Origin of the sequence: Bacillus sp. CFBP9009 (genome assembly GCF_036541465.1) — a bacterium.
In the GTDB taxonomy this organism is placed as follows: Bacteria; Bacillota; Bacilli; order Bacillales; family DSM-1321; genus Peribacillus.
Genome location: NZ_JAZHFU010000003.1, coordinates 103,331 through 123,507 on the forward strand (window position 1 = coordinate 103,331; position 20,177 = coordinate 123,507).

The following is a 20,177-nucleotide window of genomic DNA, read 5'->3' on the forward strand; positions in this document are numbered from 1 at the left end:
CATAAAAAGGCCTGCTCGATTACGAGCAGGCCTTTTTTGTAATCATCATTGAGTGCTTTCTACTGACTTATCTGCATCAGATTCACCTTTTGCTCTTTTTTCCTTCAATTTAAAGTAGGCGTCCATTACGTCCCGCCCGATCCGTTTGTTAATATCATCAGAGGGCTGGCCTTGATACACCCATGGCACGACGACAGAAAATGCCACTTCCGGTTTATTGTGAGGTGCATAACCTACAAGCGTCAGATTGATAGTCGGGACTGGCGCGCTATATTGATTTCTCCGCGGTCCGTCGTAAAAAGCCTCGGCAGTACCCGTTTTTGCTGCCGCACGGTAGGATTTACCGCCGAAATATTTATATGCCGTCCCGCCTGGCTCCTGTGCGACCTGTCTGAATCCTTCCTGGACACGTTGCATCCAAACGTCTTTCCCGCCTAAGTCGTTTAATACTTTAGGACTCATTGTTTTAAAAACGCTGCCCAATTCTTGGTGTTCGTTGGAAGGATTCCTGATTTCCCTGACCATATGGGGTTCAAGCCTTTTTCCGCCATTTGCAATCGTCGATACGTACTGTGCCAATTGCATAGGGGTATATGTATCATACTGCCCAATCGATAAATCCAGCAGCAATCCATCTGTAGACATGTCGACGCCTTTAAATCCAACTGATTCATTAGGCAGGTCGATGCCGGTACGGACACCCAATCCGAATTGGGCATAATGATTCCGCATGATGGAATAAGCTTCCCGGTTGATTCCTAACGGCCGGTGAGGGATATAATGACCGCCGGCAATTTTGATTGCCGTCATGAACATATAGACATTCGACGATTTCTTTAACGCGGAGACATCGGTTACATAACCCAAATCACTATAAGATCCTTTCTTAGCCCCTGCTAAAAGGAGTTTTCTGTCAAAAAAAGCTGACCCTGGTGCGATGGCTCCTGTCTGAAAGCCCGTGTAGACAGTGGCTCCTTTAACAGATGACCCCATCGTATAGGATGTCGTAATGTTTCCAAGGGCGAAATCGTTCATTTCGGTCAAGCCGGTTTTACTGTTCCGGCCGTATTGCCTGCCGGCCATCGTGAGCACCTCGCCTGTATTCGGGTCCATTAAAACGACAAAGGCACGATCCAATAAGTAGGTATTTCCTTTAGCTTTCGATTTCGACAATTCTCTCTCGATGATTTTTTCAACCTGCTGCTGCAGCTCCATATCAATTGTAAGGACCAAGTCTTTTCCGCTTTGCCCTTCAGTGAGGGTATTCGTTTTGATTACTTCCCCTTTGCTCAGCACATTTTCAATCCGCGTCTTTTGACCGCGCAGGACATCTTCATATTGTTTTTCGATATAACTTTTTCCGACCCGGTCATTCCTGGTATAGTCTCGTGCCAGATAATAGTCGATATTTTCACTGGGAATGCCTTCTTCGGAAGAAGAGACCTTGCCAAGAACCGAGCGGAGGGTCTCGTCATACTTATAGGTCCTTTCCCAATCCGTCGTTACATCCACGCCTGGCATTTCATCCAAATGTTCGCTGACCCTGGCGAATTCCTTAGTGGTGACATCTTTATTCTTCACGATCGACGGTGCAAGGGCATAGCCGCTATTGAATTCCCGGAAGATGGCGATCACTTCCATTTCATCCTTGGTGAATTCCTTGATATCCTCATCGGTTACCCGTTCCATTTGAAGTTTGTATAAATCTTTTTGCTCCAGTTTCTTTTCGACTACTTTCTTCCTCTCGGCCTTGGTAATCAAGGCTTCTGCTTCTTTCGGATGTTTTAAAATCCAAAAATCCTTTTTATCCGGCAGGGTTACCTTTTTGGTATCTTTTTCTATCAAGGTGGCAAGGACCTCTGCCGTCTTCACCATATCGGCCGTTTTTGTATTCGGGTATTTCGTATAGGTGATGGCATTGCGTGGCTCATTATCAACGACCGGATTCAAGTTGCGGTCATACATCTTGCCACGGGGAACGGGGGTATTGGCCACATCGTTTTCCGTTCGGTCGACTTCGCGGAGGTAATCATCCCCATACACGATTTGGACGATGCCAAGCCGGATTATTAAGCTTGAAAATAAAATGAATATTAAAAAGAACATAAAGTTCAGTCGGAAAGGAATTGGGGTTTTTTTCTTTTTTTCTTTGGCCATCATTAACATTCCTTTCTAGTAAAAGTAAAAAATAAGAAAATTCCTATCTCCAATGATATATAAAATTAACTTATTTTTCTATGCTTTATCCGTAAATTTATCTATATTTCCAAAAGATTGTTCTGAAGTTATATAATCCCTAGTAATCTTATAATTGGGAAAATTGATATAAATATAAAGGTCAATGGGGGTTTTAATAGATAAAGAGAGGGCGAAGCGGCAAAGCGACAATCATGAGCAGAGCTGCATTTATGAGTCGCTCTTGTGGCCAAAGCGCTTGGAAGGAAATTTTGTAAATGAATGAAAAATGTCTTTAAACCTTAGAATCCATTCACAATGACTTAAGTACCATGATAAGCATTAATTTGCTTCATATTTCCTAACGGGAGTTTGAGTCGTGACACTGATAATCTCTTTGAAATATCCGCATAGCTCAAGCCATTTTTCAGGGTAAATATAGTTGAAGCGTTCGATCGTTTCTAGGGAGTGAAGCACAAGGGAATCGATTTGACCCGTTTTTTTACTTTGTAAATTGAATAGAAGCTCATGCGGGATTGTGTAATAAGGGTGTATTTGATACGGATTGAGTATGACCGGGGAAATATTCTTCTCTTCCATATACTTGTCCGTCACGATCTTTTGGATTGCAAAGCTTTCATCCGTATGTAAATCCCCGATTTTGTAATTTGGATTCAATAGTACAATGCCTCTCATTTGCTTCACCCATTCTTTTTGCTAACCATTCTTGCCAAATGGGGGAAGGGATATTCAAAGTAAGAGGCTTGATGCTAGAAAATGGCTTTCATTCCGTTAAGGGTTTTGAGATGCTTGACATTTTCGAGCACCTCGTTGGTCAGGTCCGCCTTTTTAATGATCGGTAAGCTTCGTAAATCTTCTATGAAGCTTTCATTCGTGAACCAATCAAAGGAATGGGGAGGAAAGAATAGTTGATCTTCCCATGCATCATGAAGAGTGGGGCTGTAGACTTTATCATCTTTTGACATGGATGCATCAGAGGTATATATGCTTACCCAGTAATCCTCTCTGGAACCCGTGTGGGGAATATCTTTTGTAAATTGGCCAACACCGCGAAAAACCACCGGATGCTGAAAAAGAAGCTCATATAATGATTTCCCCGTTTCAATACGCTGTTTCGGGTCGGCAAAGCGTTCAACGGTAAGGCCTGTCAAGGAATGAAGTCCTTTTTGCTTGTTTGCATAAGGAAAGATCACTTTCATGAAGCCCAAGTATTCCTGCAGCTGAAAATCAAGCCTGCGGAGGATTTCACCATGGCGGGTACGTTTTAATATCCTTTCCTGAAGCATTCTTTGCTCATTAATGATAAGGGCCGTTGTCAAAAGGGGTGAATGGGGCTCTTCAATGAAAGATTCCCAAATCGGGGCCATGAATCTTGAAATGCGGAATACCGGTAAATACCTTCTTAGCGGAAGTTCTTTTTGTTTAGAATGTTCATATAAAAGAAGCTGGGGGAAGGCATCAGCAAATATGGCTGAATTGGCGCGCTCAAGGAACAGGAAGAATTTCTGCCGTTCCGCTCGGTCAAAGAGGTGGGTCATGGCTGAACTTTTCAAGTCAGTCATATGGTATCCTCCATTCCTCGAAACCATATGTGCTAAAAAGGCCCAATGTACCTCTGGATTACGATTGTAAAAGGCAAGATATGCTTGTGTTCTTGTGATATTGTTCCGGTTCAAGGCAGCAGTCTCGGTTCGAATGCTTTTTATAAGAGCGGTTTCCTCAGGGAAAAAAGCTTTTGACTCATCAAAAGGCTGAAAGAGCTCTTTTTGTAAAAGGGATTTTAGCGTGCCATATCTTTCAGCATCGATGATGGGTTTTGTTTTGGCAGGGTGTTTACCCAACAGCTTTTGCAAATATTGGGAGAGCATACAATCACCACGAATGTTTTTCGATCATTATATGCAGGGCCGTCAAGAAAGGGGCGTTGCATTTGCAACGCCCCCAAGGTGATGTCATCTTTTCTTCTTCTTTTCCCGGTACAATAATATATAATAGACTATCCAGAAAAGAAACACAGGAATGAAGGATAAAAATCTATATTGGACCGGTACGGCAAATAAGATGAAAATGGCTGATAATAAAAAGGGAACCGCCAGGAGTATATATTTTCTCCATTGCATATACTGAACCTCCTTAGGTTACGTCATTCTTATAAGAATAAAGGAATATCCATCAATAATCTAGAAAAGTCTCAATTGACAAAAATATGCAAACGTAGTAATCTTTAAACATAAGTTAAAAATTACCATTAATTAATGAAAAAGGAGGCGAACGTCATGACTAAATCAGTTAAGCACAGTGATGTCATAATCGAATATCATACGTCCGCCTGCCCTGAGACCTTGTCTTTCTAGACAAGGGATCCGACGTGTTCATTGATTATTTTAAAGCGCAGGTTGTGGAATTTTCGCGGCCTGCGCTTTTATATGTGTTATTACGCATCTAAAAAAGCTTCCGCTAATTGGCGGGGGCTTTTTGGCATTTGGGATACAGGTGCATTAGCATCCTTTCCATATAAAAGATAGGAGGAATTTAAATGAGACAAAAGACATTGGAAATTTTATTGCAGCCGGGAGATCCAGAAAGCGGTTAGCGAGTGAAAGGTTTGACCAAAAGGGAGGGGAATTCATGTTTGCGATTTTTAAAAAGCTGTCCTGGTTCTTTAAAGAACAGTGGCAGCGTTATACCTTGGCGATTTTATTTCTATGTCTAGTGAATATCTTGGAGGTTATCCCGCCAAAACTTGTCGGGAATGCCATCGATGATATGAACAATGGCAGCATGACGCAGGAAGGGGTCATGAAATACGTTATTTATTTGCTCATGGTACTGATCGGCAGTTACCTATTTGGTTACTTATGGAGTTATCTGTTATTCGGCGGCGGAAACTTGGTCGAACGAAAACTAAGGTCCGGATTTATGGGCCATTTGCTGAAAATGACGCCCAGCTTTTATGAAAAAAACCGTACAGGGGATTTAATGGCAAGGGCAACCAATGATTTAAAGGCAATATCCCTCACAGCTGGTTTCGGGATATTGACCCTCGTTGACGCGGTGCTGTTCACCATTACGGTAGTGGTCATGATGGGAGCCACGATCAGCTGGCAGTTGACGATTGCGGCGGTGCTGCCGCTTCCGATCATGGCAGTCATGATGCAAATTTACGTGAAGAAAATTTACAAACGTTTTACGGATGCACAAGCAGCCTTTGGTACTTTAAATGACAAGGTCCTGGAATCCATTTCAGGTGTCCGTGTTATCCGGGCCTATGTCCAGGAACGGGAAGATGAAAAGCAGTTTGATGAAATGACCGAGGATGTATATCGCAAAAATCTAGCCGTGGCAAGAATCGACGCCCTCTTTGATCCGACGATCAGCATCATCATCGGCATCAGTTATTTAATCGGGTTGGGCTATGGGGCTTATCTTGTGTTTCAACAGGCCATAACGCTTGGCGGACTTGTCTCGTTCAATGTGTACCTAGGCATGTTAATCTGGCCGATGATCGCGGTGGGTGAACTGATCAATGTCATGCAAAGGGGAAATGCTTCGCTAGATCGTGTTCAGGATACCCTTTCACATGATGCGGATGTGAAGAATTCATTGGGGCTGGAGAGTATTGCGAATCCGGGAAATATCCAATTCAATTCAGTGTATTTTATATACCCTTCCTCAACGGTTGTGAATCTATCCAATATTTCCGTTCAGCTTGAGCGCGGTCAAACATTGGGGATAGTGGGGAAAACAGGTAGTGGAAAAACGACATTCGTGAAGCAATTGCTGCGGGAATACCCTCTAGGAAAAGGTGAAATCGCTTTTGCAGGCATGCCGCTGGAGCAACTGACCCTTGAAGATATTCGTAAATGGATCGGCTACGTTCCACAGGACCATTTTTTATTCTCGAAGTCTGTTAGGGAAAATATCTTATTCGGTAAAATGGATGCAACGGAAGATGAACTGGCTGAAGCTATCCGGCTTGCGGATTTTGAGAAGGACTTAATGATGCTGCCAAACCGTCTTGAGACACTCGTCGGTGAGAAGGGTGTCGCACTATCGGGAGGGCAAAAGCAGAGGATCTCGATTGCCAGGGCACTGATCAAAAATCCGGAAATCCTTATATTGGATGATTCCTTATCCGCTGTAGATGCAAAAACGGAAACGACGATCATCGAAAATATCCAAAATGAACGAGCAGGGAAAACGACCATCATCACAACCCATCGCTTATCAGCCGTTCAGCACGCGGACAGGATTATCGTGTTGGACAGCGGAGAGATCATCGAAGAGGGGACTCATGCGGATTTGCTGCTTAAAGATGGCTGGTATAAGGAGCAATATGAGCGACAGCAGGTTGACGAAGGGACGGAGGTGAAGGCATGAAGGTCGTAAAGAAACTTTTTAATTATGCTGTTCTTTATAAAAAATTGATCATTGGAGCCCTGATCATGCTGGCACTTTCGGTAGCCGCCGATTTAACGGGTCCTTTCGTTGCCAAGAAAATCATCGATTCACATATACTTGGCATTGAATCTTCCTGGTATGAAGCGGGTAAAGGAAAAGATGCTGTCAAGTATGATGGAAATTGGTATAAACGGGCTGATTACTTTGCAAAAGGTGAGAAGAAAGGCAGGGAAGTCCATGTTCTGCAGGTTGGCAATCAATTTGTCTTCGTAAATGAAGCTGTCCCTATCGATGGGCGCAGAACCTTGGAGGACCAATCATTGATCATCAGGAAGGACGGGAAAGAGCAACGTGCGCAAGCAGTGAAATTGACTAGTCAGGAAGTGATGGGATTTTACCAACCGGAAATCCCTCGGATCATTAAGCTTGTGGCTTTTTATTTTAGCCTTGTCATCCTTTCCTCCATTTTTCAATATGGGCAGAGTTTTTATTTACAGAAAGCGGCGAACCGAATCATACAGAAGATGCGAAATGATATTTTTACGCATATTTCCCGTCTGCCGATACGTTATTTCGATAATATGCCAGCGGGTAAAGTTGTAGCCAGGGTCACTAATGATACGGAAGCGATCCGGGAATTATATGTAACCGTGCTCGCCAACTTCTTCTCGAGTACAATTAATATTTTCGGCGTTCTAATTGCTTTGTTTATTCTGGATCCACGAGTCGGTACCATTGGCACTTTACTTATTCCGATCATCGTTATCTGGACGATGGTATACCGTAAATTCGCCTCGAAATATAATCACATCATTCGGGAACGGGTCAGCGATATTAATGGGATGATCAATGAATCCATTTCTGGAATGAGCATCATTCAGGCATTTGGACGTGAAAAGGAGACGAAGCAATCTTTTGAAAATCTGAACCGGGAGCATTATTCCTATCAAAATAAAATGCTCCATTTGAATTCGTTGACGGGTGGAAACTTGATTGGCGTCATTAAGGTTTTGGCGCTAATGGCCTTCGTCTGGTATTTCGGCGGGATTTCCCTTACAGCCAGTTCGGCCATTTCCTTAGGGATGATGTATGCAATTGTTGATTTGATCAGCCGCCTGCTTCATCCGCTTCATGGAATCGTCAATCAGTTCGCTAATCTTGAACAGGCGCTTGTTGCAGGGGAGCGGGCATTCAGTTTATTGGATGAGCAGGGATTGGCAGTCAGTGATGAAAACATATCCAGATACAAAGGAAACGTGCAATTCGAAAATGTTTCTTTTGGTTATAAGGATAATGAATATGTGCTAAGGGACATTTCCTTCTCCGCTAAACAAGGGGAAACGGTCGCTTTAGTTGGCCATACTGGGTCAGGAAAAAGTTCCATAATGAATTTATTGTTCCGCTTTTATGACAGCAGTGAAGGCCAAATTAAAATCGATGGCACGAATATATTGGATATCCCTCATCAGACGCTTCGTGAGCATATGGGAATCGTCCTTCAGGATCCCTATTTATTTACTGGCACTATCGCCTCCAATATCAGTCTGAATCATAAAGGCATTACTAGGGAAATGGTTGAAAAATCATTAAGAGATGTCGGGGGGGACAAAGTGCTGAAGCATCTTCCTTTAGGGCTGGACGAACCCGTGATCGAAAAAGGCGGAACGCTGTCTTCCGGGCAGCGGCAGCTAATCTCTTTTGCCCGTGCTCTTGCATTCAATCCGGCCATATTGATTTTGGATGAAGCGACAGCGAGCATCGACACCGAAACCGAGGCGATTATCCAGGAGGGAATGGAAGTGCTGAAAAAAGGAAGAACGACCTTCATCATTGCACATAGACTTTCCACGATAAAAAATGCCGACCAAATTCTTGTACTGGATAAAGGGCGGATTGCTGAGCAAGGTACACATGAGGAATTAATGGAACTAAAAGGGAAGTACTATCAAATGTATGAACTGCAGGCTGGTCCGCATAAAGGCATGGCTGGCTGAACCCAATTGAATAAGGGTGGATCATCAAGATTAAACTATAATGAGGGTGCCGACTATTGGTACCTTCAAGCATAAATATTGATAATAGTAATCATTACGTTTAAGATATACCTATACTGACGATGAGGTGATAATAGTGAAACAAGAAATTCATCCCGATTATCAACAAGTGGTATTCATGGATACCAACAGTGGGTATAAATTTTTGACAGGTTCCACAAAGACGTCCAATGAAACGATCGTTTGGGAAGACGGCCAAACATATCCATTATTAAAAGTGGAAATCAGCTCGGATACGCACCCTTTTTATACCGGAAAGCAGAAGTTTGCTGAAAAAGGCGGACGGGTGGATCGCTTCCTGGATAAATATAATATGAAGAAATGAGAGTCAAGCCATCGGGAAATCGATGGCCTTTTTTTATGACTGGGTAGAAATAGAGTTAATAATGATGCAAGGAAAAAGGGTGCCCATAATATATGAGGCACCCATTCTTTGATCATTTTGCAGCAATTACTTCCCCTTTGGCAATATTGACGAGGGCCGCATCGAAGTCCTTGATTATATCGTCCGGATTTTCAAGTCCGACAGAAAGGCGGAGCAAGCTGTTCGTGATACCGCGCTTTTCCCTTTCATCAGCAGGCATGGCAGCATGGGACATTTTGGCCGGGTAGGATAATATGGATTCGACCGCTCCCAGGCTTACGGCAAAAACAGGGAGCTCGACAGTGTTCACGAAGGAACGGAAGATTTCCTCACTTTCCAATTCAAATGATAGGACCGCACCTGCTCCAAGTGACTGGCCTTTCTGGATGGCGTGCTGTGGATGATCGGCTAGGCCGGGATAATACACTTTTTTCACCAAGGGCTGCTCCTTTAAGTAGGCTGCAATCTTTTCTGCCCCTTTTTGTGAATGTTCCATTCTAACTGACAAGGTTTTCAAACCTCTCATTACAAGCCAGGCATCCTGGACACCAAGGACCGCTCCAAAGGAGTTTTGGAGCGAACCGAGTCTTGCCGCCAATTCCGGATCTTTCACGACCGCAAGCCCAGCTACCACATCACTATGTCCGGATAAAAACTTCGTCGCGCTATGAAGGACAACATCAGCGCCCAGATTCAACGGTTTTTGCAATGCCGGCGTCAAGAATGTGTTATCAACAAAACTTAAGGCACCGGCTTTTTTTGCGATATCACATACAGCTTGAATATCGGTCACTTTAAGTAACGGATTTGAAGGCGTTTCAATGTATATGGCCCTGGTATTTGGCTGAACGGCCGCTTTGACGCTTTCAAGGTCCGTCATGTCAACGAAGGTATGCTCAATATTGAAACGGGTCAATACGCTTGTGACCATCCTGAACGTTCCGCCATACACATCTTCGGAAATGACGATATGGTCCCCGGCAGACAATAGCAGGAAGGCTGTTGAAATGGCAGCCATACCTGATGAAAAGGCAAAGCCGTGAGTGCCTTCCTCAAGTTCGGCAATGATATCTTCAAGTGCTTCGCGAGTTGGGTTCCCGCTTCTGCTGTAGTCATATTTGCCGAATTGATCGATATCGGTTTGATGGAAAGTCGATGCATGCTGAATGGGGACGCTCACACCGCCCGTTGCGGGATCGAATTTATGTTGATTATGAAGTAATTTCGTTTCAAAGCTAAAATCATGACCTGTCATCGTAGTGCCTCCCTTTTTACATGTGCGAATGCTTGCTGCAGGTCACCAATCAAATCATCGCTATCCTCGATGCCAACCGAGAAGCGGAGTAGGCGATTACAAACCCCATTTGCCGTTCTGACTTCAAGCGGTATATCGGCATGTGTTTGTGTGGCAGGATAGGTGATGAAGCTTTCAACTCCTCCAAGACTTTCTGCAAAGGAAATTAATGAGAGCGATTGTAAAAATGGGTTGACCGCCGCTTCATCAATGATGCGGAAAGAAATCATGCCGCCTCTGCCGGGATACAATACATCAGTGACACAATCATGTTCCGATAAGTAATCTACAAGTATCTTGGCATTCTTTTCATGACGCTCCATCCGCAATGCCAGGGTTTTCATTCCGCGCATCAACAGCCAAGAATCAAATGGGCTCAAGACAGCGCCAGTACCATTATGATGGAAGGCAAGAGCATCACATAATTCAGCGCCGCTAGCAACGATCAGTCCGGCGAGCACATCATTATGACCACCGAGATACTTGGTTGCACTGTGAATCACAATATCCGCTCCAAGCAGGATGGGTTGTTGAATAAGAGGCGTGTAAAAAGTGTTATCAACGATTAACAATAAATTATATTGTTTGGCCAATGCGGCAACGGCGCTAATGTCCGTTTGCTGCATAAGAGGGTTAGTGGGAGTTTCGATGAAGATGGCTTTCGTGTGAGGAGTGATGGCTTTTTCGATATCCTCCAAACAACAAGTGTTTACATAGTCACACTGCAATCCCCATTTTTTAAAACCTTGTTCTAACAGACGATATGTACCGCCATAAAGATCTTCGCTGACAATCCATGCATCCCCGGATTTAAAAAGGGCGAGAATAGTGGAGATGGCGGCCATTCCTGAACTGCAGGCATAACCTTGGTCTCCTTTTTCCAGATCGGCGATGGATCGCTCCAATAGCTGGCGTGTAGGGTTACCTGTCCTTGTGTAGTCGAATCCCGTCGATTGGCCAATTCCTTCGTGACGAAAAGCTGTTGAAAAGTATACCGGCGGATTGACTGTTCCTGTCGCCGTTTCGCTGCGATTTCCTAATTGAGCAAGATATGTTTCAGTTTTGTACATGGTTTTCACTGCTCCTTTGAGTTATATAAAATAAAAAAAAGTCTTCTTTAAGAAGAAGACTTTGATTAAGTAGGGACGAGTCATTCTTCTTATCTTCCAAGTTCACAAACTTGTGGAATTAGCACCTTTTCATTGGTTTGAAACAAATGAAGGTTGCTGAGGTGTCATCGGGCCATTCCCTCTACCTCTCTCGATAAGAGTTTAGATTATTCAATTTCTTTTGAATTTACTATATATACAAAATACTGTCAAGGACATTTTGGGAGTGATAATGCTTTGATGTTCATGACCAGGTCAATTGGAGCCTAGCGGTGTCTACACTTTATGTGTCTAAAAAGAATAATCGAATTTTCATATAAACATGAAGGGAACATGGATTTTTCAGAAAAAGTGGAAAGGGTCAGCGGGATATTTTTGCTTTAAAATAATAAAGTTTGTACAATGTATGGAGAGAAAGAATAATCCGACATTATTCATTTCATTTGCAAAAGGTCTTCAATGAATAGTGCAAACATAGGAGGAGAACACATGGAATACAGAATCGAACGAGATACGATGGGTGAAGTGAAAGTTCCTGCTGATAAATATTGGGGAGCACAAACTGAGAGAAGCCGTAACAATTTCAAAATCGGTAACGAAAAAATGCCGATTGAATTAGTTCGTGCATTTGCATACGTTAAACAAGCTGCGGCAAAGGTGAACTATGATCTTGGTGATCTTTCCGAAGTTAAAAAGAATGCCATCGTCAAGATTTGCGGGGAAATCCTTGAAGGTACGCTTGATGAACATTTCCCGCTTGTAGTTTGGCAAACGGGAAGCGGCACGCAAAGTAATATGAACGTGAATGAAGTGGTCGCTAACAAAGGGAATGAATGGTTAAAAGAAAATGGTGAATCGGAAACCCTTCACCCGAATGATGATGTTAACAAGGCTCAAAGCTCAAATGATACTTTCCCGACCGCCATGCATATTGCAGCCTTTATGGAAGTCGCTGAAAAATTGGTTCCTGCCATCAAAGCCCTTCGTGATACATTCGATACAAAAGAAAAAGAATTTTGGGATGTCGTGAAAATTGGCCGGACACATCTTCAAGATGCTACACCATTAACATTAGGACAAGAAATTTCCGGTTGGAAAGCGATGCTCGATAAAGATCTAGCGATGATTGAAGAAAGCAGCCAAAAATTATTAAACCTTGCTCTAGGCGGAACGGCTGTAGGAACCGGAATCAATACAAAAAAAGAATTCCCGGGACTTTCTGCCAAACAAATTGCAGCGGATACAGGATATCCTTTTGTCACATCTGATAATAAGTTCCATGCATTGACTAGCCATAACGAAATCGTCTACGCACACGGTGCTTTGAAAGCATTGGCGGCGGATTTAATGAAAATTGCGAACGATGTCAGATGGCTTGCAAGTGGTCCAAGAAGCGGAATCGGCGAAATAGCCATTCCGGAAAACGAGCCGGGCAGCTCCATCATGCCAGGTAAAGTCAATCCAACACAAAGTGAAGCGCTTACCATGATTGCAACACAAATCGTGGGTAACGATGCTACAATTGGCTTTGCAGCAAGCCAAGGTAACTTTGAATTGAATGTATTCAAACCAGTCATCATCTATAACTTCCTGCAAACGGTCAAATTATTGACGGAAGGCATTCATTCATTCAACGACAATTGTGCGGTGGGCATCACTGCAAATGAAGATAAAATCAAAGAAAATGTAGAACGTTCCCTTATGTTGGTAACAGCATTGAACCCTCATATCGGTTATGAAAAAGCAGCCAAGATTGCCAAAACGGCATTCAAGGACAACTCTACGTTAAAAGAAGCAGCGTTGAAATTGGAGTTCCTGACGGAAGATGAATTCAAAGCATGGGTCGATCCTGCTAACATGGTTAATAAATAATTAGTAGTGCCCTCCCTCTGGTATTAGGGAGGGTGTTTCCATGTGTTAAAATAATGGAATCGACAAATACTGAAATCATAAGTATCGGGAACAGGAGGAAAAACAATGTCTATATGCCCGCTTTGCAACGGTCTGAGAAAAATTCATGTGAAATGCCCGGAATGCGGCAGTGATCTCGAGGATAAAGGGAAATTCATGGACTACGCTGATGATTACAGTGCTTATATGGATATCGACATACTTAAAGAAAACGACGGATACCCTCAATCCCTTCAAAAAGGCCAATGCCCGCATCTCATGAAATGCCCTGAATGCGGACATGATGAAGTGGTATTGGTCCAGGAATGAATCTATACCTTTATTTGAATAAACGTAAAAAGACCCACTATGAATGGGTCTTTTTACGTTTAATTGGCAGATAACTTCATGCTTTCCTGCATCTGTTCATCTTCTTCAACTAAAATGCGATGTTCAGTCCCTTTATCAAAAAAGTGTGCTTTATTCATGTCGAGGGCAAGATCGATCTTTTCCCCTGCCTGAATAATATTCTTGGCATCGACCCGTGCTACGAAGTCCTGACCCTCTAATGTGGAGTAGAGCATAATCTCCGCGCCCATGAGTTCGGCTACATCAATTTGGGTCGTGAATGTAGTGTTAGGGGACTTCGTGAAGTAAGCTCCTTCATTATGGAAATCCTCCGGACGGATGCCAAGGATTACATCTTTTCCGGCATATCCTTGATCACGAAGCATTTTCATTTTCAATTCAGGTATTGCAAGCGTTTGTTCGCCTATTTTAATTGTGCCTTCTTTTAATGTTCCGGTAAAGAAGTTCATGGCAGGCGATCCGATAAAGCCGCCGACGAAAACATTTATTGGTTTCTCATAAACGTCCTTTGGGGCACCGACCTGTTGGATGATACCATCTTTCATTACAACAAGACGTGTAGCCATGGTCATTGCCTCTGTTTGGTCATGCGTGACATATATCGTTGTGGTGTCGAGCCGTTTATGCAGTTTAGCGATTTCGGCACGCATTTGAACCCGCAGCTTTGCGTCGAGATTGGATAATGGCTCATCCATCAAGAAAACTTTTGCGTCCCTTACAATTGCACGGCCGAGAGCCACACGCTGGCGCTGACCACCTGAAAGCGCTTTAGGTTTCCTGTTTAGCAGCTCTTCAAGTCCGAGAATCCTTGCCGCTTCATTGACCCTTTGCTTGATTTCCGCTTTTGGCGTTTTCCTGAGCTTTAATCCGAATGCCATATTGTCAAATACGGTCATATGAGGATATAAGGCATAGTTCTGGAAAACCATCGCAATATCACGATCTTTAGGAGGGACATCATTGACTCGCTTGCCGTCTATGTATAAATCCCCTTGGGAAATGTCCTCCAGTCCGGCAATCATCCTTAATGTCGTTGATTTGCCGCAACCGGAAGGTCCCACAAAAACGATGAATTCCTTATCGGCAACACGAAGGTTGAAGTCTTTAACAGCCGTCACCTTTTTATCATAAATCTTGAATATATGATCTAACACTAACTCTGCCATGAAAAATCCCCCTTTTAAACTCCTGATTACTTGTACCAATTAGCTATAGTCTAAGCTATCGGTTTAGAAAAAAGTATGGGCACATTGCACAAAAAAGGTTGATATTACCTCTTTGTAATGAAAATTAATCAATCAGCAGAAATATCAAGTACGCAGTAAGGGCATGACGGAATTTTCTAATATCGAGACCAGTTCTTTCAGAGAATTTATCGATTCGGTATTGTAAGCTGTTCCGATGTATATAAAGCTGTTTGGCGGCATAGGTGGCATTGGAATTACATTCGATATACGTTTTAACTGTTTTGATAAGCTCAGTATCCTGCTTGGTCTTGCCAAGAATTTCATTGATATACCACTTTGCATTCTTAAAGGATGGATCATTTATTAATGAATGAGGGATGATGTCTGCCAAATCAGTCACCTTTAGATCCGGCAGATGCACCTGTGCCAAATCAAAACACCTTTTCTCCTGGGCCCAGTGATGGTGAAGGTCTTGATTTACAGTGTGAAAGCGCCCCGTGAACATACGGGTCTTTACATAAAAATCACTTTCAAGCGTGGAAGAAATGGCGATTAGTTCTTTATTTGATAATGGTTCATCCTTGTCCGTTTCAATTAAGACTCCTGCGGTTTCATTTTCCCAGATAATAGCTGCGTCAGATGGAACGAAAGCGAGGAAGGCCTCTTCAAAATCGGAGTTGGAAAAATCAGCATGAGTCAGCTTGAAATGAAGGAATCGTACATTCTCCCAGCTCGTTAAAGGCAATGGTGCATTCGGTTCGGATAAAAAATTTTTCCATGATGAGTCTTGATGTGCATTGAGGTTATTTGGGTTTATGGAAGGAGCAAAAAGCAGTTCCAATAAACGGATTTCCTCGGCTGTGATTTCTGAACGGGGAATGCCAAGTATACTTCTGGAGTCTTCGAACCAAACATATTCAGAAATATCATCAGTATCCTTTTTATTGGTAAGAGCGTTCGGGAATTTTTGTTTAAGATTTTCAAGCATCGGTTCCACCTTCTTTCTCCCTTTCCATATCATTATAGCGAAAAAGAATAAAGTTCAAAAGATTAGGATATTGCTAGTTTTTCCGAAAGGGAAAATAAAAGAAAAGTTGCAAGTATTATTAATGTTAGGAAAGGGTATTGCGTATGCTTTATGGAATATCGTTAAAGGAGGAGGAGATCTTATGAACATTTTAATATTGGGCGGTACACGCTTTTTAGGCCGGTATTTAGCTAAAGCTGCGATAGGGAAAGGGCATGATGTCACACTTTTTAATCGTGGAAGCGATCCTTATGTCTTTCCCGAAATAGAACAGTTAAAAGGGGACCGCGACGGGGATCTGGAAATGTTGAAAGGAAGACAGTGGGATGCAGTCATTGACACATCAGGATTTATCCCTCGAACTGTATCGAAATCCTGCAGATTGCTTAATCAAGTTAAACATTATACATATATTTCAAGCATCTCAGTTTACAGTGATCCGACCGAGCCAGGAATTGATGAAAATGGAGAAGTTCATACACTAAATGAAGATAAAGCAGAAGAGATCACCCGCGGAACTGCTGGACCGATATACGGTGAATATTATGGACCGTTAAAATCATTAAGCGAAAAAGCAGCTGAAAAAGAACTGCCGGGGAAAGTCCTGTCAATTCGCGCCGGGCAAATAGTAGGTCCATATGATTACACTGACCGATTGCCGTACTGGCTTAAAAGGATAGCGGAAGGGGGAGAAATTTTATCTCCTGGACGCCCTGGACGTCCAATCCAAGTTATCGATGCAAGGGACTTGGCCCAATGGATCATCCAAATGATAGAAAAAAGCATGACAGGTACGTATAATGCCGTTGGCCCAGATTACAAACTGACTATGGGGCAATTACTTGAAGGCTGCAAAAAGGTAACAAGAAGTAATGCTGATTTTACATGGGTATCTGAAAAATTTTTAAAAGACAATAAAGTAGAGCCGTGGGGAGAGATGCCTTTATGGATACCAGAAGAATTCCCTTTACCTGGAGGAAAGGAACCTTTGAATGGGTTTTTGGCTGTCGATAACGATAAAGCCATCAATAATGGACTAACATTCCGTCCCCTATCAGAAACTCTCGAAGATATATGGAATTGGGAAAAGTGCCGTCCGGAATCTGCCGATAGAAAAGCAGGCATTCACAGACAACATGAAAGTGATCTCCTTGGATTATGGAAACAGACAGTAGGTTGAAACCTTCTTTTATTATTTTTAAATAAACAATGTGAAGGAAATTAAAAAAACGATGGGGTAAAAACCCCATCGTTTTTTAGTCCATGGATCTGCTTGCATGTTTTGTGAGGATTTCAAGGTTTTCCATGGCGGCTACCACTTTTTCCTTGTTGATATCAGGGAAAAGAAGATGGATGTCTTCACCTTTTTTGACAGAGTGGGCTGCAATCTGTTGAAGTTCCGCCTTATGTTCAATCGTCAGGCCAATATCAAGCAATGTCATCGGCAGTTTAAGTACCTGGTAGATTGGCAGCAATTGTTTGATTTCCGAGAATTTCCCTTCTAGCACAAGCTGGACTAAAATGCCATATGCCACTTTTTCCCCGTGAAGTAAATGATTCGCTTGCGTGATGGAAGTCATGCCATTATGAATGGAGTGGGCACCGGCAACGCGCAGGTACTGGCCGCCAAAGCCGCCAACTAGACCGCTGGTGATGATGTTCGTTTCAATGACACGCTGCAGCGCGTCTGACCATTTACCCTTTTCCAAATCGGCTAGGGCTTCCTCGCCATATGTCAATAAAACTTCCTGGCATTGCCTTGCGGCTATATGGGCCAATTCAATACAAACGGACTTCGTGGCAAGCTTTTCGGCGAGTGCATTGCCCTCGTACCATTTCGCCAATGTATCGCCGATTCCAGCACGTAAATAGTTAATGGGCGAATTAAGAAGAATTCCTGGTTCAATAAATAACATCCAAGCGCTTTTTTCATGAATATCATAGCGGACATATGAACCATTATCATCATAAATGACACTCAACGGTGTCCAGGCAGCGCAGGTGGAAGCCAGGGTCGGAATGAGGATGATTTCCTTTTGAAGCAAGTTTCCGGCCGATTTGGCGAGGTCGAGCAGCTTACCGCCGCCAATGCCGATCAATGCATCCGCACCGAGTTCAAGAGCGGAATTCTTGACGCGTTCAATTTCCGCATCACTGCATTCCCCGCCGTATGTGAAAAAGATCGTCTCAATATTTGCTAAGGAAGGAAAAAAGGGTTCAGCAACTTCCCATGATTTTCTCCCATGAATAACGAGCACTTTACGAATGTTTCCTTTACTCAGTTTTGCTTCCAGTGTTTCAAGGACATTAGCTTTACAGGCATAATAAGCGGGGCCGCTGCGGACCTCCAGTAAGGTATTCATATTCGTTCTCCTTAATGAAAGGCCTGTACCCGGTAAAGGGGAAGCAGGCCTCGATTATTTGATCAATTCATCCAGTCTGGATTTCCGAATCCGGCAAATTTGTCATCGATCACTTTTTCAAACCGGTCGGATTCCACTACTGATATAATATCCATGGGAATTTGAGCGTCTACATCTTTTGTATTCACTGCATCTACGTTTAGATACATATACGGCATTTTTTCTGAAATAAGGGCATCCTTGTGGTCCATTTTCGCTGCAAGAGCGAAGTTGCCAAGGACCGCCGTTAGGTCAACACTGTCTGTTGCCAGGTGGAAATTGAGCGTATTCCAATGGTTTGAGTTGGATGTAGGCCGGGATATTATACAATAATCCAGCATTTACATCCAGGTTAATTATTCCAATATTTCCTTGTCAAAAAGGTAAAGTGGTACTACATTTATTATAGTAAAGTTAAAAAAAGGAAGATAAAACTATTTTTGTACAATGATGGGGAGGCAATTGAATGATAGAAATTAAGACGATAAATGATGTGGTTTGTGTGCACGGGACTCCTGGCGGGAACAAGTCGGGGATGAGTGTTAATGTTTTTTTAACGGATGGACTATTGATAGATACTGGCGCACAGATTTTATTGGAAGAGCTTATTCCGTTCTATGAGTCCGCAGACTTCGACTCAGTGGCCCTGACTCACTATCATGAAGACCATACGGGGGGCGCTGCCTGGATACAGGAACATAAAAGGGTGCCGCTTTTCATTCACCCGATGTCGGTTGAGGTTTGTGCAAAGGATGCTGTATATCCTGAATATCGCAAAATTTTCTGGGGGAAGAGAGACGCCTTTAAAGCTGAGCCGCTAGGGGAGGCCATTCATTCACGCACCCAAACGTGGGAGCCGATTTTTACCCCCGGCCATGCGAAGGACCATATGGTGTATTTGAATCACAGTAATGGCATGCTCTTTTCAGGAGACCTTTTCGTAACACCAAAGACAAAGCTTGTCTTACGGGAAGAGTCTGTCCCGGTCATCATCGATTCCATAAAAAGATTACTTCAATATGATTTCGGGGAAGTGTTTTGCTGCCATGCTGGGCATGTCCCTGATGGAAAGGAAATGTTCGGGAAAAAGCTGGATTATTTGGAAAACCTCCAAGGTGAAATTTTACGCCTGCATTCTCTAGGGCTGACCGTTCAAGAAATCCAGCAGGTCGTTTTACCGAATCGCTATCCCCTTATCGAGATATCTGGGCATGAATGGGATTCAGAGCATATCATTACATCGATATTAAACGAAAATATTTTGAGTGCCAGGGAGAATGGAACTATTTGATGTTTAACGGTCTGACTGATATAAAGAAGAGCTCTCCATAAGAGAGCCCACATAATTCATTTATTGATATTGGGATCTGTTTCATCATAAAAATCATGTGCTTCTTCGATGTTCTGAAGGTCAGCGACTTCATACACATTTCCGCCCGCCATTCCTTCATTGATGATACGGTCGATATCAAGGTAAACGGAGTCCTTGCCATCATATTCGGTATCCTTCAAAAATGTCATTTTTTCTTTATCCAAAATAAATCCCTCCTAGCCTTTTCTTTAGTTTAGGCAAAGGAGTTTTTTTTATTCTGTTTAGGGATTTCATGAATGTAAAGGCGGTTCATTCATATACATGGAAGATCATTAAATCATGTATCATGCTTTTGAGTTTGGCTTCATCTGTTTCGGAAGGCGGATTGGCTGTCCACTCGATGGATCCATCTTTATGATACAAGGCTTGGATTGCCTGCTTGTTGAAATAAAAGGAAATTTTCCATCCTGGCAGATTCTTATGCAGTGGTGCCCATTGAAAATGAGTAATCATATGTATTACCTCCATATATACAGTTTCTCATTTGATTATAATGGAAAACGGCAGCTGGA

The 20,177-nt window shown here is 42.9% G+C and carries 19 protein-coding genes and 1 riboswitch; of the genes, 7 read left to right on the forward strand and 12 right to left on the reverse strand.

The window, feature by feature from the left end:
* Window positions 1-45: 45 nt before the first annotated feature.
* The 4 genes from V3595_RS09800 to V3595_RS09815 all read right to left on the reverse strand — a co-directional run bounded on the left by V3595_RS09800 (window position 46) and on the right by V3595_RS09815 (window position 4,316).
* On the reverse strand, window positions 46-2,157 hold the full coding sequence (locus V3595_RS09800) for a peptidoglycan D,D-transpeptidase FtsI family protein (RefSeq protein ID WP_485906936.1): 2,112 nt from the start codon (window positions 2,155-2,157) through the stop codon (window positions 46-48).
* A 360-nt stretch (window positions 2,158-2,517) separates the two neighbouring features.
* Window positions 2,518-2,871, reverse strand: coding sequence for a hypothetical protein (locus tag V3595_RS09805; RefSeq protein ID WP_137017019.1), 354 nt, complete (start codon window positions 2,869-2,871; stop codon window positions 2,518-2,520).
* Window positions 2,872-2,945: 74 nt separating this feature from the next.
* A complete protein-coding gene (locus V3595_RS09810) occupies window positions 2,946-4,049 on the reverse strand; it encodes a DUF2515 family protein (RefSeq protein WP_485906937.1) in 1,104 nt (367 codons plus the stop codon).
* A gap of 99 nt (window positions 4,050-4,148) precedes the next feature.
* Entirely contained in the window at window positions 4,149-4,316 is a 168-nt protein-coding gene (locus tag V3595_RS09815) for a hypothetical protein (protein WP_153246154.1), read from the reverse strand.
* Window positions 4,317-4,824: 508 nt separating this feature from the next.
* Between V3595_RS09815 and V3595_RS09820 the strand changes: the two genes are divergently transcribed.
* The 3 genes from V3595_RS09820 to V3595_RS09830 all read left to right on the forward strand — a co-directional run bounded on the left by V3595_RS09820 (window position 4,825) and on the right by V3595_RS09830 (window position 8,976).
* The gene (locus tag V3595_RS09820; RefSeq protein ID WP_485906939.1) at window positions 4,825-6,576 is read left to right on the forward strand and encodes an ABC transporter ATP-binding protein; all 1,752 of its coding nucleotides are present in this window, start codon (window positions 4,825-4,827) and stop codon (window positions 6,574-6,576) included.
* Complete coding sequence (locus V3595_RS09825; RefSeq protein WP_485906941.1) at window positions 6,573-8,591, forward strand: ABC transporter ATP-binding protein; 2,019 nt, start codon at window positions 6,573-6,575, stop codon at window positions 8,589-8,591. Before V3595_RS09820 ends, V3595_RS09825 begins: the two co-directional genes overlap by 4 nt.
* A gap of 136 nt (window positions 8,592-8,727) precedes the next feature.
* Entirely contained in the window at window positions 8,728-8,976 is a 249-nt protein-coding gene (locus V3595_RS09830; protein ID WP_134782924.1) for a type B 50S ribosomal protein L31, read from the forward strand.
* 112 nt (window positions 8,977-9,088) lie between these two features.
* Here the strand turns inward: V3595_RS09830 and metC are convergent, their stop codons facing one another.
* Complete coding sequence (gene metC, locus V3595_RS09835) at window positions 9,089-10,270, reverse strand: cystathionine beta-lyase (RefSeq protein ID WP_485906944.1); 1,182 nt, start codon at window positions 10,268-10,270, stop codon at window positions 9,089-9,091.
* The gene (locus V3595_RS09840) at window positions 10,267-11,379 is read right to left on the reverse strand and encodes a methionine biosynthesis PLP-dependent protein (RefSeq protein ID WP_137017027.1); all 1,113 of its coding nucleotides are present in this window, start codon (window positions 11,377-11,379) and stop codon (window positions 10,267-10,269) included. Before V3595_RS09840 ends, metC begins: the two co-directional genes overlap by 4 nt.
* Before the next feature lie 86 nt (window positions 11,380-11,465).
* Window positions 11,466-11,579, reverse strand: a riboswitch (SAM riboswitch).
* Window positions 11,580-11,907: 328 nt separating this feature from the next.
* On the opposite strand from V3595_RS09840, the gene fumC reads away from it, so the two are divergent.
* Both fumC and V3595_RS09850 read left to right on the forward strand, forming a co-directional pair.
* Window positions 11,908-13,290 (forward strand): class II fumarate hydratase, encoded by a 1,383-nt coding sequence (gene fumC / locus V3595_RS09845; protein ID WP_101224213.1) that lies wholly within the window; start codon window positions 11,908-11,910, stop codon window positions 13,288-13,290.
* A gap of 105 nt (window positions 13,291-13,395) precedes the next feature.
* Entirely contained in the window at window positions 13,396-13,638 is a 243-nt protein-coding gene (locus V3595_RS09850; RefSeq protein WP_076367341.1) for a hypothetical protein, read from the forward strand.
* A gap of 59 nt (window positions 13,639-13,697) precedes the next feature.
* On the opposite strand, the gene V3595_RS09855 is transcribed toward V3595_RS09850, so the two are convergent.
* Together V3595_RS09855 and V3595_RS09860 are read right to left on the reverse strand one after the other, a co-directional pair.
* Window positions 13,698-14,843 carry an ABC transporter ATP-binding protein gene (locus V3595_RS09855; RefSeq protein ID WP_485906946.1) on the reverse strand — a complete coding sequence of 382 codons (1,146 nt, stop codon included), beginning with the start codon at window positions 14,841-14,843 and terminating at the stop codon, window positions 13,698-13,700.
* Between the two features lie 124 nt (window positions 14,844-14,967).
* The gene (locus V3595_RS09860) at window positions 14,968-15,852 is read right to left on the reverse strand and encodes a PucR family transcriptional regulator (protein WP_485906948.1); all 885 of its coding nucleotides are present in this window, start codon (window positions 15,850-15,852) and stop codon (window positions 14,968-14,970) included.
* A 181-nt stretch (window positions 15,853-16,033) separates the two neighbouring features.
* On the opposite strand from V3595_RS09860, the gene V3595_RS09865 reads away from it, so the two are divergent.
* On the forward strand, window positions 16,034-17,071 hold the full coding sequence (locus V3595_RS09865) for an NAD-dependent epimerase/dehydratase family protein (RefSeq protein WP_485906949.1): 1,038 nt from the start codon (window positions 16,034-16,036) through the stop codon (window positions 17,069-17,071).
* A 76-nt stretch (window positions 17,072-17,147) separates the two neighbouring features.
* Here V3595_RS09865 and V3595_RS09870 read toward each other — a convergent pair whose 3' ends face one another.
* Both V3595_RS09870 and V3595_RS09875 read right to left on the reverse strand, forming a co-directional pair.
* A complete protein-coding gene (locus tag V3595_RS09870) occupies window positions 17,148-18,254 on the reverse strand; it encodes an iron-containing alcohol dehydrogenase family protein (RefSeq protein WP_485906951.1) in 1,107 nt (368 codons plus the stop codon).
* 62 nt (window positions 18,255-18,316) lie between these two features.
* Window positions 18,317-18,634: a MetQ/NlpA family ABC transporter substrate-binding protein gene (locus tag V3595_RS09875; RefSeq protein ID WP_485906952.1), complete on the reverse strand. Its 318-nt coding sequence runs from the start codon at window positions 18,632-18,634 to the stop codon at window positions 18,317-18,319.
* Window positions 18,635-18,759: 125 nt separating this feature from the next.
* Here V3595_RS09875 and V3595_RS09880 point away from each other — a divergent pair, with 125 nt between their 5' ends.
* Window positions 18,760-19,584: an MBL fold metallo-hydrolase gene (locus V3595_RS09880; protein WP_485906953.1), complete on the forward strand. Its 825-nt coding sequence runs from the start codon at window positions 18,760-18,762 to the stop codon at window positions 19,582-19,584.
* Window positions 19,585-19,640: 56 nt separating this feature from the next.
* On the opposite strand, the gene V3595_RS09885 is transcribed toward V3595_RS09880, so the two are convergent.
* The gene (locus tag V3595_RS09885) at window positions 19,641-19,829 is read right to left on the reverse strand and encodes a hypothetical protein (RefSeq protein WP_137017041.1); all 189 of its coding nucleotides are present in this window, start codon (window positions 19,827-19,829) and stop codon (window positions 19,641-19,643) included.
* Window positions 19,830-19,914: 85 nt separating this feature from the next.
* Window positions 19,915-20,118 (reverse strand): YheE family protein, encoded by a 204-nt coding sequence (locus V3595_RS09890; protein WP_350301666.1) that lies wholly within the window; start codon window positions 20,116-20,118, stop codon window positions 19,915-19,917.
* Window positions 20,119-20,177: the final 59 nt, after the last annotated feature.

Coding starts and splice junctions, on each gene's coding strand:
- V3595_RS09800 (WP_485906936.1), bottom strand. CDS start 2,157: ATGGCCAAAGAAAAAAAGAAAAAAACCCCAATTCCTTTCCGACTGAAC.
- V3595_RS09805 (WP_137017019.1), bottom strand. CDS start 2,871: ATGAGAGGCATTGTACTATTGAATCCAAATTACAAAATCGGGGATTTA.
- V3595_RS09850 (WP_076367341.1), top strand. CDS start 13,396: ATGTCTATATGCCCGCTTTGCAACGGTCTGAGAAAAATTCATGTGAAA.
- metC (WP_485906944.1), bottom strand. CDS start 10,270: ATGACAGGTCATGATTTTAGCTTTGAAACGAAATTACTTCATAATCAA.
- V3595_RS09840 (WP_137017027.1), bottom strand. CDS start 11,379: ATGTACAAAACTGAAACATATCTTGCTCAATTAGGAAATCGCAGCGAA.
- V3595_RS09870 (WP_485906951.1), bottom strand. CDS start 18,254: ATGAATACCTTACTGGAGGTCCGCAGCGGCCCCGCTTATTATGCCTGT.
- V3595_RS09880 (WP_485906953.1), top strand. CDS start 18,760: ATGATAGAAATTAAGACGATAAATGATGTGGTTTGTGTGCACGGGACT.
- V3595_RS09815 (WP_153246154.1), bottom strand. CDS start 4,316: ATGCAATGGAGAAAATATATACTCCTGGCGGTTCCCTTTTTATTATCA.
- V3595_RS09820 (WP_485906939.1), top strand. CDS start 4,825: ATGTTTGCGATTTTTAAAAAGCTGTCCTGGTTCTTTAAAGAACAGTGG.
- V3595_RS09865 (WP_485906949.1), top strand. CDS start 16,034: ATGAACATTTTAATATTGGGCGGTACACGCTTTTTAGGCCGGTATTTA.
- V3595_RS09860 (WP_485906948.1), bottom strand. CDS start 15,852: ATGCTTGAAAATCTTAAACAAAAATTCCCGAACGCTCTTACCAATAAA.
- V3595_RS09825 (WP_485906941.1), top strand. CDS start 6,573: ATGAAGGTCGTAAAGAAACTTTTTAATTATGCTGTTCTTTATAAAAAA.
- fumC (WP_101224213.1), top strand. CDS start 11,908: ATGGAATACAGAATCGAACGAGATACGATGGGTGAAGTGAAAGTTCCT.
- V3595_RS09855 (WP_485906946.1), bottom strand. CDS start 14,843: ATGGCAGAGTTAGTGTTAGATCATATATTCAAGATTTATGATAAAAAG.
- V3595_RS09890 (WP_350301666.1), bottom strand. CDS start 20,118: ATGATTACTCATTTTCAATGGGCACCACTGCATAAGAATCTGCCAGGA.
- V3595_RS09875 (WP_485906952.1), bottom strand. CDS start 18,634: ATGCTGGATTATTGTATAATATCCCGGCCTACATCCAACTCAAACCAT.